Source organism: Bacillus sp. GW823-FHT06A10 (assembly GCF_058795375.1).
Window position 1 is genome coordinate 890,578 of record NZ_JBXAHT010000001.1, and the last position, 15,629, is coordinate 906,206.

General features: G+C 34.4%; 17 protein-coding genes. 11 read left to right on the forward strand and 6 right to left on the reverse strand.

Annotation, left to right across the window (positions count from 1 at the left end; genetic code table 11):
• Positions 1-3: 3 nt before the first annotated feature.
• The 4 genes from AC1Q8M_RS04690 to AC1Q8M_RS04705 all read left to right on the forward strand — a co-directional run bounded on the left by AC1Q8M_RS04690 (position 4) and on the right by AC1Q8M_RS04705 (position 2,093).
• Positions 4-840 (forward strand): TrmB family transcriptional regulator, encoded by an 837-nt coding sequence (locus AC1Q8M_RS04690; protein ID WP_048656976.1) that lies wholly within the window; start codon positions 4-6, stop codon positions 838-840.
• Complete coding sequence (locus AC1Q8M_RS04695) at positions 833-1,558, forward strand: AzlC family ABC transporter permease (protein ID WP_016082166.1); 726 nt, start codon at positions 833-835, stop codon at positions 1,556-1,558. Before AC1Q8M_RS04690 ends, AC1Q8M_RS04695 begins: the two co-directional genes overlap by 8 nt.
• Positions 1,549-1,860, forward strand: a complete 312-nt coding sequence (locus tag AC1Q8M_RS04700; RefSeq protein WP_000425944.1) for an AzlD domain-containing protein — start codon at positions 1,549-1,551, stop codon at positions 1,858-1,860. The genes AC1Q8M_RS04695 and AC1Q8M_RS04700 overlap by 10 nt, the downstream gene beginning before the upstream one ends.
• Positions 1,861-1,922: 62 nt before the next feature.
• Complete coding sequence (locus tag AC1Q8M_RS04705; protein ID WP_000602245.1) at positions 1,923-2,093, forward strand: DUF3951 domain-containing protein; 171 nt, start codon at positions 1,923-1,925, stop codon at positions 2,091-2,093.
• A 79-nt stretch (positions 2,094-2,172) separates the two neighbouring features.
• Here AC1Q8M_RS04705 and AC1Q8M_RS04710 read toward each other — a convergent pair whose 3' ends face one another.
• From AC1Q8M_RS04710 to AC1Q8M_RS04725, 4 genes are all read right to left on the reverse strand, one after another.
• The gene (locus tag AC1Q8M_RS04710) at positions 2,173-2,757 is read right to left on the reverse strand and encodes a dienelactone hydrolase family protein (RefSeq protein WP_078401707.1); all 585 of its coding nucleotides are present in this window, start codon (positions 2,755-2,757) and stop codon (positions 2,173-2,175) included.
• A 2-nt stretch (positions 2,758-2,759) separates the two neighbouring features.
• Positions 2,760-3,095 (reverse strand): antibiotic biosynthesis monooxygenase family protein, encoded by a 336-nt coding sequence (locus AC1Q8M_RS04715; RefSeq protein ID WP_097924283.1) that lies wholly within the window; start codon positions 3,093-3,095, stop codon positions 2,760-2,762.
• Between the two features lie 184 nt (positions 3,096-3,279).
• Positions 3,280-3,459, reverse strand: a complete 180-nt coding sequence (locus AC1Q8M_RS04720; protein ID WP_001025734.1) for an H-type small acid-soluble spore protein — start codon at positions 3,457-3,459, stop codon at positions 3,280-3,282.
• 66 nt (positions 3,460-3,525) lie between these two features.
• Entirely contained in the window at positions 3,526-4,740 is a 1,215-nt protein-coding gene (locus AC1Q8M_RS04725; RefSeq protein WP_053564823.1) for a helix-turn-helix domain-containing protein, read from the reverse strand.
• A gap of 119 nt (positions 4,741-4,859) precedes the next feature.
• Here AC1Q8M_RS04725 and AC1Q8M_RS04730 point away from each other — a divergent pair, with 119 nt between their 5' ends.
• Positions 4,860-6,128, forward strand: coding sequence for an MFS transporter (locus AC1Q8M_RS04730; protein WP_065228583.1), 1,269 nt, complete (start codon positions 4,860-4,862; stop codon positions 6,126-6,128).
• 126 nt (positions 6,129-6,254) lie between these two features.
• Entirely contained in the window at positions 6,255-6,779 is a 525-nt protein-coding gene (locus AC1Q8M_RS04735) for a COG3014 family protein (protein ID WP_097924285.1), read from the forward strand.
• A gap of 40 nt (positions 6,780-6,819) precedes the next feature.
• Here the strand turns inward: AC1Q8M_RS04735 and AC1Q8M_RS04740 are convergent, their stop codons facing one another.
• A complete protein-coding gene (locus AC1Q8M_RS04740; protein ID WP_001050585.1) occupies positions 6,820-7,713 on the reverse strand; it encodes a LysR family transcriptional regulator in 894 nt (297 codons plus the stop codon).
• A 162-nt stretch (positions 7,714-7,875) separates the two neighbouring features.
• On the opposite strand from AC1Q8M_RS04740, the gene AC1Q8M_RS04745 reads away from it, so the two are divergent.
• The 5 genes from AC1Q8M_RS04745 to AC1Q8M_RS04765 are packed head-to-tail and all read left to right on the forward strand — an operon-like array spanning position 7,876 to position 13,667.
• Positions 7,876-8,868, forward strand: coding sequence for an ABC transporter ATP-binding protein (locus AC1Q8M_RS04745; RefSeq protein ID WP_000355536.1), 993 nt, complete (start codon positions 7,876-7,878; stop codon positions 8,866-8,868).
• Positions 8,846-9,871 (forward strand): ABC transporter substrate-binding protein, encoded by a 1,026-nt coding sequence (locus AC1Q8M_RS04750; protein ID WP_000714686.1) that lies wholly within the window; start codon positions 8,846-8,848, stop codon positions 9,869-9,871. Before AC1Q8M_RS04745 ends, AC1Q8M_RS04750 begins: the two co-directional genes overlap by 23 nt.
• Before the next feature lie 12 nt (positions 9,872-9,883).
• A complete protein-coding gene (locus AC1Q8M_RS04755; protein WP_000248146.1) occupies positions 9,884-11,554 on the forward strand; it encodes an ABC transporter permease in 1,671 nt (556 codons plus the stop codon).
• The gene (locus AC1Q8M_RS04760) at positions 11,551-12,813 is read left to right on the forward strand and encodes an MBL fold metallo-hydrolase (RefSeq protein ID WP_033657460.1); all 1,263 of its coding nucleotides are present in this window, start codon (positions 11,551-11,553) and stop codon (positions 12,811-12,813) included. Before AC1Q8M_RS04755 ends, AC1Q8M_RS04760 begins: the two co-directional genes overlap by 4 nt.
• A gap of 20 nt (positions 12,814-12,833) precedes the next feature.
• Positions 12,834-13,667: a hypothetical protein gene (locus AC1Q8M_RS04765; RefSeq protein ID WP_098365965.1), complete on the forward strand. Its 834-nt coding sequence runs from the start codon at positions 12,834-12,836 to the stop codon at positions 13,665-13,667.
• A 286-nt stretch (positions 13,668-13,953) separates the two neighbouring features.
• Here AC1Q8M_RS04765 and AC1Q8M_RS04770 read toward each other — a convergent pair whose 3' ends face one another.
• Entirely contained in the window at positions 13,954-15,402 is a 1,449-nt protein-coding gene (locus AC1Q8M_RS04770) for a serine hydrolase domain-containing protein (protein WP_061666830.1), read from the reverse strand.
• Positions 15,403-15,629: the final 227 nt, after the last annotated feature.

The window sequence follows — 15,629 nt, forward strand, 5'->3', positions numbered from 1 at the left end:
CCGATGGATGAAATTATAAAGGAATTACAAAAGTTAGGATTTTCCCAGTATGAATGTAAAGCGTATATTGGATTGTTAAAACACTCCCCAGTAACAGGCTATGAAGTGAGTAAACAAACAGGAGTACCTCGTTCTATGATTTACGAGGTACTCGGTAAGTTAATGGATAAAGGAGCGGTGCATATTGTACCTTCTGAACCAGTTAAATATGTACCAGTACCAGCTACCGAATTAATGAATCGAATGCGAAAAGACTTTGAAAAATCCTTTGAATTTTTAGATGAGAAACTAAATTGTTTAGAACAAGAGCGACAAATAGATGTAATTTCGCATATTCGCTCAAATGATCGTGTTTTAAAAGAAATATGCAATATAATTAATAGGGCAAAGGAAGAATTATGGATTTCTGTATGGGAAGATCAAGTGCATGAAATTGAGCCATACATTCATCAAAAGAAAGAGGAAGGCGTACATATATTTTCAATCTTATTTGGAGCTCCAGAAACAAAAATAGGAGCGACGTTTCATCATAATTATATGACGCCCCACGTTGTTGAAAAGAGAATGGGTGGTCATTTAACTGTTATTGCTCGTGATGGAGAGGAAGTATTAATTGCGAACTTCTCAAATGATAGCACTTCATGGGCCGTTACAACGTATGACCCAGCGCTAGTTCTCGTTGCGACAGAGTATGTGCGGCACGATATTATGGTTGAAGAAATCACAAAGGAATTTGGAGCTGATAAGTTAGATACGTTATGGCGTGAAAATATAGATTTAGTTCATGTCGTAACAGGAAAACGAACTTTAGAAGGAATGGAGGATGATAGAGATGAGTAAAGCTGAGGCACATGTAGCTTTGCAGAGCGATGATACATTTCAGCAAGGAGTAAAAGATTGTTTACCAACTGTATTTGGTTATTTGAGCATCGGTATAGCAGCTGGTGTAATTGCAAAAACAGCAGGTTTTTCTATCATTGAAATTGCATTTATGTCCACTTTAATTTATGCAGGTTCTGCCCAATTTATATTAGCTGGTATGTATGCAGCCGGTGCTCCTGCTTCCGCAATTATTTTTACTGTATTTTTTGTTAATTTACGCCATTTATTAATGAGCGCAGCGCTTGCACCGTACTTTACGAAAATTCCTCTATTTAAAAACTTAATCATCGGTTCGCAAATTACAGATGAAACTTTCGGCGTTGCAGTGCAGCATGCAGCGCAAAAAGGATATTTAGGTGAAAGATGGATGATTGGGCTTAACGTAACAGCATATTTAAATTGGATACTTGCTACCATTATTGGTGGGCTATTTGGTGAGTGGATACCAGATCCACATACATACGGGATGGATTATGCATTACCAGCGATGTTTATCGGATTATTTGTTCTTCAGCTCATAAGTAGTAAACCAAAACTAGTAATTCATTTAAGTGTTGCAATTGTATCGATTATTATCGCATACGTTTCACACCTATTTATGCCAGATAGTATAGCGGTTATTATCGCAACATTACTAGCTGCGACGATTGGAGTGGTGATTGAAAAATGGAAATGAGATTAGATGTATTATTACTTTTACTAGCAGCAGGAGCTGTTACACTCGTGCCACGTATTTTACCTCTACTCGTATTTAGCAAACTACAAATTCCTGACTGGGGTTTAAAATGGTTAAATTACATACCAATTGCGATATTAGCAGCGCTTTTAGCACAAGTTTTATTTATGCATGAGACGATGCAGTGGGATTATCTTATTGCAGCAATTCCAACATTTCTTGTAGCGATATATACTCGTAGTTTATTAGGTACAGTATTAACGGGAGTGGTTGTGATTATTTTGTTACGTTTCTTTTTCTAAAAAGGATTACGCTCATATAATAGCGAAAAGTGTAATAACATGAAAAATATAGGGGTGGTGTTATGATACTTTTAACGATAGGAGCAATTTTGTTAACGTTGTTTATTTTCTTTATTCTCGGTTTTATTACATTTATGATGTTTGTTGATAAGGCGACGCCTCAAATATATTATACACCTTGTGAATCAGTGACAGTGAAAGCTAAAGGTAAACATAGAAGGAAGAAAAGTTGAAAGTTGGCTTTTCTTCCTTTTTCTATTACATCCCCGAAAGAACTAACAACAATAACCCAAATAAAAAACTAATAAAGTTTCACTTTACAAGAAATGAATCTATTAAATTGTATGCTTGTTTTGTAGAGTGCCTGTTATATTTTTCAGTGTACGGATTTAGAAATCCATGTTCACCGTGTAGTTGTTTTATTTCTAATAAAGGATTTTTTTGTTGCTGCAATGTTTGAATTAAAGAGGATACTGAAAAACTAGCTTCTTTTTCAGGAAATATAAGTAGTGTAGCGCATGTAGGCTTTATGTGAACATAGTCGCGTATACGAGAACCGTAACATCCGATAATAAAATCTATTTTCGGATTGTTACTACATAGCCATGAGACGGTAGCTCCAACGCTAAAGCCGATAAGACCAATATGTGTATAACTACTAGAAAGATGAGAAATGAATTCTTCAATTTGCTTTTTTCCATAATCAAATCCAATATGATTTACAAAATGTTCATATGCTTTTTCTTCATCACTATAATGAAATGCATGTTGCGATTGTAGAAGGTTAGGACAGAATACGTCTATATGAGATGAAGTAAAGTGGTTGGTAACGTGATGCATATGGTCGTTCACACCATATATTTCATGAACAATAACGAGAGCTACTTTTTTCTTCATAGTTATATTGTGCCTCTTTGAAACTTAAATTCTTTCTCAACAAGGCAGATACGCAGGTGGAAGTTTTCATACCATTGCTCACGACCTCTTTTTTTCGCTTCTTTATGTAAGGCGTTCTTTTTCCAATTTTCAATCGCATCAAGTGATTCCCAATAAGAAATTGTTATTCCGAGTCCAGAATTACCTCGTGCACTTTCTACACTTAAAAATCCAGGTTGTTGCTTTGCAAGTTTCTCCATTTCTTCGGCAACGGTATTATAGTCAGTTGTATCATTTGATAAATTAGAAGTGAATATAACTGCATAATAAGGCTTGTTTTTTTCTAAATTAGATGCCATTATTTTTCCTCCTTAATGTATAGTACGAATAATTAATCCATAGTTTGTATTTTAGCAGGTCATAAAAAGAAAAGAAGTAGAAAATTCTTATTTTTTCAGCTCATGTAAAATAAAAGATTGAAGAAATTTATAATAAGTAATCTGAAATAAGAAAAATGCCACTTCAAAAGAGAAGTGGCATTTCTTATATTTCCTCTAAGCTATTAACTGGAACAGTTAATTCGCGTCCTGGGTTTTTTACTTCATATATGCGGGCGGTTTCATTGCTTTCATCGACGTGTTGAATCATAACAGGCATGCCTTGAAAACTGACATTGGCTTGTTCCGCTGACACAGAAAGCTCTATTGCACGTTGTATATTCATTTATATTCCTCCCATCATTATTATCTTTGCTAAAAAAGAGGAATAATATACCATTTAGAGACATTCTTAAAGTTTTTGTATTATTTGTAATGTTTCTTTAATAAATGAAGAAAAGATGGAATCAGGATAACCATCTATCGTTTGAACTGCTTCTTTTGCTTCTTTCAGAGCAGCTGGTTTATCTTGAAGTTCTATATGACACAGGGCACGATATGAGCCAGCTGTTAATAACCATGACTGATCAAGTGGATGACTCATATAATCTGGAATATTAGCACGTTTTAATGTTTCCAAAGCTTCCTCGTAACGTTTTAAACCATACAGAGATTTTCCTTTTTCAAGATAATACAATCCATCTTCTTGAAAAATCGGTACATCTTTTAGTTTTTCTCGGAATTGTTCTAAATGTTCTAATGCAATTGTATATTCGTTTGTAACGGTATTGTAGTAATAAGCTTTTAATATATCTATATTTGCAGCGGATAAAGTATCTTCTGTAAAAATGGCAAATTGCTCCGATTTTTTTATGTAATATAAATATCGTTCTTTATCGGTTGTAATGATTTTTTGATAAGATAAAATACGGTAAAATTCATCTGTTTTATAATACACTTGATGTTTTTTTGAAAATGCAAGTGCATCTAAAATGACTTTTTCACATTTTTCATAATTACCATATGCGAGTAAAATAATTGCTTCTTTTAAGTATAATTGTATATGTGTAATGAGATCCATTTCTAAATTCTTCGTTTTATATTCATCGCGAATTCTGCTAATCAACTGTAAACATTCTTTATATTTTTTCCGTTTGTAGAGCATATAGTAAAACAGTAGTTTCGTTTCAGTACTTTCACGATACAAAGTATATTTTTCAAATATAGAAACAGCTGTTTCTACGTAATATTCAATATTATAATCGTTCATAATGGCCGCTCCAGTTATGAACTGTTTATATAAACGTGCTGTGTTTAAAGTAAGGGGTAGTTCTTTTTGAACGATAGGTAGTAAAGTCTTGTATACTTCATCGCATTTATTTGATTTTATTAATGGCTCCATTTTTTGAATGAGTTCCACAATTTCTTCTTCATCTTCTTCTAATAAAAAGCTAGTTTCACATTCAAGTTTTTCCGCAATATATTGTAATGTTTTCATAGAAGGTGTAGCTTTTCCATTTTCAATTTGACTAAGCATACTTTTTGTCAGTTCCGAACCTGCCAGTGCTGTTTGCGTAAGCTTTTTATCTTTTCGTAATGCTTTAATTTTTTCACCGAGAGTTGCCATATTATTGCTCCTTTATATTTAAAAAGTTTAATTGTATTTAACTTTTTATTGTGAAAATTGGAAAGTTGATTATATAATAAGTTTAACACAATTTAACTTTTAAGGGGAGAGAGTCAAAAATGGGAGATATAAGTATAGGACAACATGATTCAAGAATGAAGATTGCAACTAGAAATATCATTTTAATGATGATTGGAAAAATGACGTCTTTATTAGGCGCAGGTATTTATACGTTCGCAATGGGGTTATATGTATTAAAGACTACTGGTTCAGGGATGGGGTTTGCAATTACGCTCGTTTGCGGATCACTTCCAAGGATGATCTGTGGCCCAATTGCTGGTGCTGTAGCAGACCGTGTGAATCGAAAATGGCTTGTCATTGGTACTGATTTATTAAGTAGTTTAACGATGCTTAGTATGTTTATTCTTGCTACTATATTTGGGCCATCACTTCTTTTTATTTATATTTCAGCAGCATTATTATCAATTTGTGCAAGTTTTTATTCTGTTGCATTAACTTCGTCTATTCCGAGTTTAGTAGATGAAGGACGTATTCAAAAAGCGAGTGCTTTAAATCAAACGGCAGCTTCTTTATCAAATATTTTAGGACCGATTATTGGCGGAGTTGTATATGGTTTCTTTTCAATTAAATCGTTTTTCCTATTAAATAGCATTACGTTCTTTTTAGCGGTTATTTTGCAATTATTTATCGTATTTGATTTATATAAAAAAGAAGTGGCTGAAAGTACAGAGCATTTCTTGACGAGTATAAAAGAAGGTTTTTTATATGTAAAAAGACAACGTGAAATATATGGTTTAATGAAAATAGCATTGTGGGTAAACTTTTTTGCGTGTGGTCTAACAGTTGCACTTCCGTACATTATCGTCCATACATTACATTTATCTTCAAGGCAACTCGGTACTGTAGAGGGAATGTTAGCAGTCGGGATGCTAATGGGAGCGATTGCTTTATCAGTGCGTAAAGAAGTGAATAATCCATTTCGTTCTATTTATACTGGACTGTTTTTGTTTGCAGGTTTAAGTTTATGTACAGTCTTTCCGTTGTTAGTTGTCATTCCAAAAGTAGCAAGTTTTATTTACTATATTGCTTTTATGATGTTAACTGGTATAGCAATTATGATTGTAAACATTCCAATGCAAGTACATATGCAAAAAACGACAGATCCGAGCTACCTAGGGCGTGTGTTTGGCCTACTTGAAACAATTGCGACTGCAATCGCACCGCTTGGTATGATTGTATATGGACTACTATTAGATATGTTGCCAACTAGCATTGTTATGATGACAATAGGTGGAGGGTTATTGTTAGTTGTATTAGTTGGAGTAAAGCAACATATGGCGAAAAAACAAGTAGATGTGTCCGCTTAAAAATAAGAAAATAATAAAAATTTGACTTATCATTATAAAAATGACTAAATTAGTATTTTAGTTTTTGAAACTCTTTTTCATGTATGTTAAAGTAAAGTGAGCTTGCAAAGAAAAGGAGACAACAGCATGAAAAAATTAAGTTTTGTTATGCTTTTTCTATTAGTCGTAATGGCTGGATGTAGCAATTATGACACATATATTGAAACAGGTATGCAATCATTGAAAGATGAAAAGTATAGTGATGCAACAATGTGGTTCGAAAAAGCAGAAAAAGAGAAAGCAGGAAATGAAGCGAAATCATATAAAGAAGTTGCTGAGAGAATGGATCACGGAGCAACAGCATTAAAAGACGGTAAGTATTTAGAAGCGAAAGACATTGCAAATGAAGTGTTACAAAAGAAAAAAGATGATGAACTTGAAAAAGCTGTAACATCAAATGCAGAGAATATGCTTCAAAAAGCAAAAGATGTGGAAGAGAAAGTAAATGAAAGAGTGGCAAAGCGTAGAAAGGTAGAAGAAGAAGGAATCGATAAAATTATTAAAGCTGTCGATAGTATGGATGAAGTGAAAGAAAAAGAGAAGAAAGTATCAGAAGCATTAGATAAGGCTGAAGAGGCGCAAGCAAAAATTGAGGCAAAGAAAAATAAATAGATTTATAGTTTGAAAGGCTGTCGTGCATAATGACAGCCTTTTAATTTTTTGTTGCAAATGAAGTGATGCTCTGTAGTAAAAAAGAAATGATTTTAGAATTCCATCTGTCCTCATGATGAATCGTATAAATGTTACGCTGAAATTCAAATTCAGGGATTGGTATATAGCATAGCTCATTTCGTTGTATTTCTTGCTCGATAGCAAGTTTAGAAATAAAGGCAATTCCATTACCATATTTTAAAATTTGTTTCATCGTTTCTAATGAGTCTAATTCAATTTCAGATTGGAATGTAATGTTGTGCGCCAACGTCCATTGTGTAAGTAAATCTCTCGTTGTAGATGGATTACGATGCAATAGTATGCGTTCCTTTTCGATATTTTGTAACGATACATTGTCTTTCTTTGAAAAATAATGTTCTTTGGAAAAGGCAAGAACAAGTGTATCGGGCATTATATTCGTTTGTTTTAAAAGTGGTTCATCAAATGGAGCAGCGGAAATTATCCCAAGATCGATTTCGTGATTTTGTAGCATCATTCGAATTTCAGGGGCTGTTTTCACTAGTAGCGTTATTTTTATATTGGGAAATTCACATTGAAATTGATGAACGACTTCTGGCAAAAGATAAGTCGCTGGTACATAACTAGCGCCGATTGTTATAGCACCTTTATGAAAATCTTTAAACTCTTGCGTGACACGTCTAGCTTCTTTCATAAGTGCATCTATTTTACAAGCATAATGGTGCAAAGCCTCACCAGCCTCTGTTAAGAAATACCTTCCAGAACGTAATTCGAATAGAGATACACCGAGTTCTTCTTCTAAGCTTTTTATATGAAATGTAATAGTTGGTTGTTTAACGCCAAGTTTTTCTGCAACGATTGTAAGCTTTTTGTATTTCTTAATAAGTACTATAATTTCTAATTTTAAGAGATTCATTATGAATTGCCGCCTTTTTTATTTTAACTATAGAAAAAATCTATAGAAATAAATAGTTTATTAGAAGTTTTTTAATTTAATCTTTACAGTACATTAACATTCAGTATAAATCTTCCATATAGAATGAAAGCAGGTTAAGAATGAGGGGAGAGAGGTGAAGCAATGGATATTACAATTAGTGGATTAGAAAAGACATTTGGAAAAATACAGGCGTTAAAGCCGTTGCAGATTGTAATGAAACAAGGGGAATTCACTACACTTTTAGGACCTTCGGGATGTGGGAAAACGACTTTACTTAGAATGATAGCAGGGCTTGAAGAACCGGATAAGGGAGAAATATATTTTGGAGACCAGTGCATGTATTCTGCTGCAAAAAAGATAAAGACATCTCCTCATGAACGGAATATCGGTATGGTATTTCAAGATTTTGCTTTATGGCCGCACATGACTGTTTTTGAAAATGTTGCATTTGGTTTAAGAGCTACAAAGCAAACGAATCAATTGCGAGAAAAAGTAGAAGATGCGATAAAGCGAGTTCGCCTGCAAGGTATGGAGAAAAGGTATCCACACGAACTTTCTGGTGGACAGCAACAACGTGTCGCATTCGCTAGAGCAATTGTAACAAAACCTCATTTTATTTTGTTTGATGAACCGCTAAGTGCACTCGATGCAATTTTGCGAGAAGAAATGAGAATAGAGCTTATGGATATCGTTCATTCCATTGATTTAACTGCACTGTATGTCACTCACGACCAAACAGAAGCAATGTCAATGTCAGACCAAATTATTGTCATGAAACAAGGAGAAGTATTACAAAAAGGAACACCGGAAGATATTTATGTGAAACCGTCTCATGAATTTGTTGCCAAATTTGTTGGTAAGGCGAATTGGCTTGTAGAGGGTAAAAAAATGGTTCGTCCAGAGCATGTGAGCTGGACGAAAAATGAAGTGTGCGAAATGTATACAGGTGAAATTAAGCACGTTACATATGTAGGAGAACGGTATGAAATAAAAGTAAACATGGGGGCACTCGGAATATGGACAGCTTATCACAATAGTAAATTAAGCATCGGTAAACCAGTATCGTTATATGTGCCAAAAAAATGTATTCATCATATAGGGGGAGAATCATATGAAGAAATTCAGTTCGCTTAAGTCTTTATTTGTATGTACTTTATTATTTTCGGCTGTAGTAACAGGGTGTAGTTCAAAGACAGGCAATGCAGATGCAAAAAGTAAAAATACGACTGAAAAGAAAATTGTTGTATATAGTGCAGGGCCAAAAGGGTTAGCAGAAAAAATTCAAAAAGACTTTGAAAAGAAAACTGGTATAAAGGTGGAAATGTTTCAAGGGACAACTGGTAAAATTTTAGCGAGAATGGAAGCTGAAAAGAAAAATCCAGTCGTTGATGTAGTCGTACTTGCATCATTACCAGCGATGGAAGGATTAAAGAAAGAGGGTCAAACGTTAGCTTATAAAGAAGCGAAACAAGCTGATAAGCTGCGTTCTGAATGGTCAGATGATAAAGGACATTATTTCGGGTATAGTGCTTCAGCATTAGGGATTGTGTACAATACAAAAAATGTGAAGACAGCGCCTGAAGATTGGAGCGATATAACGAAAGGGGAATGGAAAGGAAAAGTGAATCTTCCAGATCCAGCACTTTCAGGTTCAGCTTTAGACTTTGTAACTGGATATGTGAAAAAGAATGGAAAAGATGGATGGAATTTATTTGAACAACTTAAGAAAAATGAAGTTACAGTAGCAGGAGCAAATCAGGAAGCGTTAGACCCAGTTGTAACAGGTGCGAAAGATATGGTAATTGCGGGTGTTGATTATATGACGTACAGCGCAAAAGCAAAGGGTGAACCTGTTGATATCGTATATCCAAAAAGCGGAACAGTTATTAGTCCACGCGCAGCGGGGATTATGAAGGATAGTAAAAATGTAGAAGGCGCAAAAGAGTTTATTGATTATTTATTATCCGATGATGTACAAAAACAAGTTTCTAAAGCGTATTTATTGCCTGGTAGAACAGATATAAAAGCTGAAAATAGACCAAATGTAGAAGAGATTCCAGTATTAAATATTGATTGGAAAACAGTTGAGAAAGAGCAAGATGAAATAGGAAAACAATTTAAGAAAGTATTTCAATAAGATGGTGATTCCATGGTAAATCGATTCGTATCAGTAAGACAAGTTGGAATGACGGTAGCGTTATTGCTTGTGGCGATGTTAATCGTCATACCCCTTTTTCTTATTTTGTTTTCTAGTATATATGAAAATAGCAGTTGGAACTTTTTAAAGCCTTTTGAAGTGATGCAGAGTGGTGGATTAGCTGGGATTTTTCTGAATTCGCTGCTTCTAGGTGTACTCGTTGTAATAGGAGCTACAATATTTGCATTTCCATTGGCATTTATTATGAGCAAAACAGATGTAGGAAAGTATAGTAAGTTAGATATTGTTTTTATGATTCCATTTATGACACCGCCGTATATTGGATCAATGGGCTGGATTTTGTTCATGCAACCTAACGGCTATTTTGAACAATTTTTTCCGATGCTAAAGACAGTTTCATCATCGTTTTTTAGTTTAGGAGGTATGGTCTTAATTATGAGTCTGCATTTATTCCCATTCCTTTATTTCATGCTGAAAAACACGTTACTTCAGATTGGGAGTAGTAAAGAAGAAGCTGCAGCAGTTCATGGCGGAAGTTTTTTCTATCGTTTAAGAAAAATAATATTGCCGTTATTAGTATCAAGTTATGTAATGGGTGCTTTACTCATTTTCGTAAAGACGATTGCTGAATTTGGAACACCGGCTACATTCGGACGTAGAATAGGATTCCACGTGTTAACATCAGAAATCCATAAATTTATTTCGAGTTGGCCAATTGATTTTAGTAGTGCAACAGCATTATCTTCTTTATTACTTAGTGCTTGTATGCTTATTTGGTATATGCAAAATGTATTGAATCGAAAGTATTCATATGCAATGGTTAGTGGAAAAGGTGTGAAATCTAAAAGATATACTTTGTCTATATTTACGCGCGTTGTAGCATGGATGTATGTAATTGGTTTATTAATAGTATCAATTGGAATTCCATACTTTTCTATACTTATTGCTTCTTTGTCAAAATTAAGAGGCGGCGGTTTACATGTAAATAACTTTACAACAAGCCATTATGAGGCATTGTTTACAATAGGATCTCCGGGATTAGAGGCTTTATGGAATAGTTTTCTTTTTTCACTCGTAACAGCGATTATCGCGGTAATGATTGGAGTCTTTTTGGCACTTATGATTCGAAAGGGGAAAAAAACCTCTGAAAAATGGCTTGATATGTGCGGTATGTTACCGAATATGGTACCAGGAATCGTTATGGTTGTAGGTCTTATTCTATTTTGGAATTCACCATATATGCCTATGTCAATTTACAATACACCAATCATGGTTATCGTAACGTATGTTGTTCTGTTTTTACCTTACACGGTGCAATATGTAAAATCATCACTCGGACAAATTGATGATTCTCTCATGCAGGCAGGAAGTGTTTTTTCTGGAAATTATATTTATATTTTTAGAAAAATAATAATGCCTCTTATTATCCCAGGCATTCTTGCTGGATGGGCGATGACATTTACAATTTCGATAAGAGAGTTAGTAGCATCGCTTCTCGTATTACCTCCATCAGTAGAAACGTCAGCAACGTTTATTTTTGCTCAATTTGAACAGGGTGAAGTATCTATAGGCATGGCGATGGCCGTTGTTTCTGTTGGACTTACAACAATGTGCTTATTACTGCTGCAACATATGGAGCAAAAACGAAAAGGGGTAGCATGATGAGAGTAGAAGTATGGGGAGGAGCTGGAGAGTACGGTCGCTCCTGCTATTTTGTAAAAAATAAAGAGACGAAAATAGTATTTGATTGTGGTATTAATCGATCTTATGAGGATAGTTATCCAAAAATAGAGAGAGAAGCTGTTCCATTTCTAGATGCGGTATTTTTATCACATATTCATGAAGATCATACGATGGGTTTACCTTTATTAGCGAAGTATGGCTATAAGAAAAAAATTTGGACGACTCGTTATACGAAGGAGCAACTGCCGTTATATTATGAAAAATGGAGAAACTATAATGTGATGCAAGGGTGGGATTTACCTTATAGCGACCAACACATAAAAGATTTAAATTATGTATGTATTGATGAGATTAGCAATCCAAATGAATGGGTACAAATTACTCCTACATTGCGGTTTCAATGGGGATATAGTGGGCATGTATTGGGAGCTGTTTGGTTTTTAGTTGATATGTATAATACATACGTATTTTATTCAGGCGACTATTCAGCAGAGTCTAATATACTACGAGCTAATTTACCTGAGAAATTGGGCCACAATATAAAAGTCGCAATTGTGGATGCCGCTTATCACACAGATGATGTTTCGCAAAATGAACGTGTAAACGAACTATGTGCAGAAATTGAACGAGTTATGCAAAATAAAGGAATAGCATTATTACCGCTGCCACAACTTGGTAGGGCGCAAGATATAGTATTGTATTTATATGAACGATATAAAGAATTTCCTCTTATAGTAGATAAAGAAATCTTGGCTGGATTTGAAGAGATGTTCGCATATAAAGATTGGATAAAAAATAATAAAGAACTTAAATGGGTTATGAAGAGTCTAAAAAGAAACATAATAGTGATGGATAATGACATTAGTCTGCAAAATAGTTACGGAATAGTTGTAATGAGTGATGCGAATATGCAAACGAGACGAGCACAGTTATACTATGAACAGCTTCGGAATGAAAAGCGGAATGCCGTTATTTTTACTGGGCACATTGCGAAAGGGAGTTTTGCAGAAAGAGTTATGAAAGAACCTGTAAGGAGTACATGTAGGGTGAAGCGAGTTCCGTATAAAGTTCACCAAAGTATAAGAGACGTTAAAGAGATGTTAAATACATTATTACCAGAACATACGGTGCTAGTACACGCTTTGAAAGAGGATACAGATCGATTACAACAAAAGCTAAGTACAGCAGGATATGAAAATGTATATTCACTTGCAATGGAACGTATAGAAGTCAGTTAAAATGTAAAGGGGATAGGTATATGAAAAAAGTATTTGTATTCGTAAGCATTTTCTTTTGTTGTTTCCTTTATAACGTTAAGGAAGGGGTTACTGCTAGTCCAATGAAACCTAGTTTTGAAGTAAAGTTATTATTAAAGCCAGAACAAGTATTAGGTGATAACAAAGAGATGAAGCAAGAGGTGCTAGAAAATTTCCAGGCTGGTACAAAATATGAAAGAATACAAGTGCAATTTTTAGATACTGCGAATAAAAGTTTAAGTGATGAAGGTTGGTTTGCTAGAATTCGAAAGAAAGAATTTAGTAAAGATTTTGAACTAACATATAAAAAAAGATATCCTATTCAAAATGGTGTAATTCAAGATGCACTAGAAGTAGCTAAAAAAGAAGGATTCGATAGTAATACGGATAGTTATGAGGCGGAAATAGATTGGGGATTTGAGAAGAAAACATTAAGCATTTCAAATAAGAAAAGCTACAGTGCTAAAGGATATGGGGTACTTGATTTACCAAATGAACAAGCTGCTCAAAACATGTTAATAGAAAAAGTACCAGGGAAAATGAACAAATGGTTGTATACAAATTGGGGAGAAGAGATGTTAAAGAATTCCCGTATTTATGGTCCTGTATTAATGAAACGATATACAGGAGAGTTTGAAAACATAAAAGCAAATATTGAAATTTGGCCATTAAGTAATACCGGAAAATTAGAAGATGACTTCGTAATAGAAGTGTCATTTAAAACAAATGAAGAAAGTATTGCGACAAAACAAAGGGAATTATTAATGGGGAGTTTAGAGAAAAAAGACTGGTTGTTACCGAAAGATAGTTTAAAGACAGAGCTTATTTTTCAGTAAATGAGAAAAAAGGAATCCATATTTCGTGGATTCCTTTTTATATATGAGTATTAAGCTAAATCATGTACAGAGATAATAAAGTTGTTTAATTTACAATAAAGTCATTTAAAAAATAATATAGTTGTTTAAAAATCCTTCTTCTACTAACGAGGCAGGTTAGTGGAAGAAATAGCAAGTGGGTTTAACTAGGAGAAGTGTCGATGACATTAAAGAAGACACCGAGGTGTCTTCTGTTTTTTAAATTAAAAATATCGATAAATTAGGATTTATTTACTTAACATTATACTTATTTTCGGACCGAGGCATCTAATCGGTGAGTATATACAAACCAAGTAATGCTTGCTGTTAATAATGTTGACGAAATTAAAGCTGTAAGAACACTATATGTTTGCCAAATAAGTATCGTTGACCAATCGAGGGCAAAAAACATTATACACTGGGCAATCGTAGCGATTAGGAAAATAATTGTTACGATTGTTCTCTTTTTTGTCATTGGCTGCTGCTCATTCGTTTTCCTTTTTCTTAATCCTAAGAAAAATAACAGAACGGCTAATAGGCAAAGAATAATTGTGGTAGACGACAAAATGATGTCCAAAAGCTGTGTGCCGCTTATCTCATATGACTGAGTTAGATTGCCGTTTAATATATTTTTAACTTTTAGTACCAGGTTTATATTGGTATTTGCGCCGTTGCTCAGTAAGCAGATGGCTGTTCTTTCATTTGGCAGTATGGCTACTTTGGTACTAAAATTTGGATTACCCCCAGTGTGTTCTATAAACGTTTGTTCGGCGTTTACCGACCAACCTGCCGCATAATACATATCATTGACAGCCGAAACAGACATATCACCCCTATGTGATTTTTCGATAGCCCTGTGAAATATTTCGGGTATGTCCTGCACAATACCCATCTGTATGCCCATCCAACGCGCCATATCTTTTGTATTAGAAATGATATAGCCGGCAGGTTTATTCCCAGCATAATCCGGAGCGTTAAATGGAGTTGTTATAAAAAAGGAAGAACGGTAGCCCTGTGCTAACTGTCCAGTGGCTTGAGCATCTTCTTTATAAACATACGTCTGGTGAAGACCTAAGGGTATAAATACCTGCTCCTTCATAAAGTCTTCATAGCTTTGTCGTGATACAATCTCAATAACCAAACCCAATACGTCATAATTAACGGTTCCATAGTTATATTGTTCACCGGGAGAGAACGCCAATTCTGCATCTACCAGCGTTTCCACGGTCTTTTGCAACATATCAGGCGTATTACCTTGTGGAATATTTTGAAGATGTCTAATATTTGTTAGGCCGCTGGTATGGTGAAGAAAGTTATTTAGTGTAAGGTTTTGCATATCAACAGGTTTACCTTGATACTTTAACGTAAACCAAGGTAAATATTTTTGGATAGGGTCAGTCATTGATAGCAGCCCTTGCTCTTCCAATAGCAAAATCCCCATACCAGTAAAAGCTTTACTCACCGAGGCCAACTCATAGAGTGTATTTTCACTTGCAGACAGTCCCTTTTCAAGATCTGCATACCCAGAAGAAAAGTAGAACACTTCACCATCAGCAAGTATTGAGAGTGACATTCCAGGCACACCTGACGTACGACAGGCATCATCTAGCAATGCTTGTATTGCCACAGATTTCGAATCTGACAACGCATAACTTTGTGTTGCGAATCCTGAGAATAATATAAATATCGTTAATACAAAAACAATAGTCTTTTTCATACACTCTCCTTTCTGAAGAATTATAAGGATATAAATAACTTATTTTTATAACTATAAACTAAATTCTGATTTATATTTCTATTTATCTATATAATATCAAATAATTGTGAAGAGTTACACTTAAACTAACGGGGGCGTTAGTTTAATAAGAAGTAAACAACTTTATTATTCATTTTTTAAGCATTACATAAGCAGATGGATATAATTTGAAACAACTTTAAAGAGCC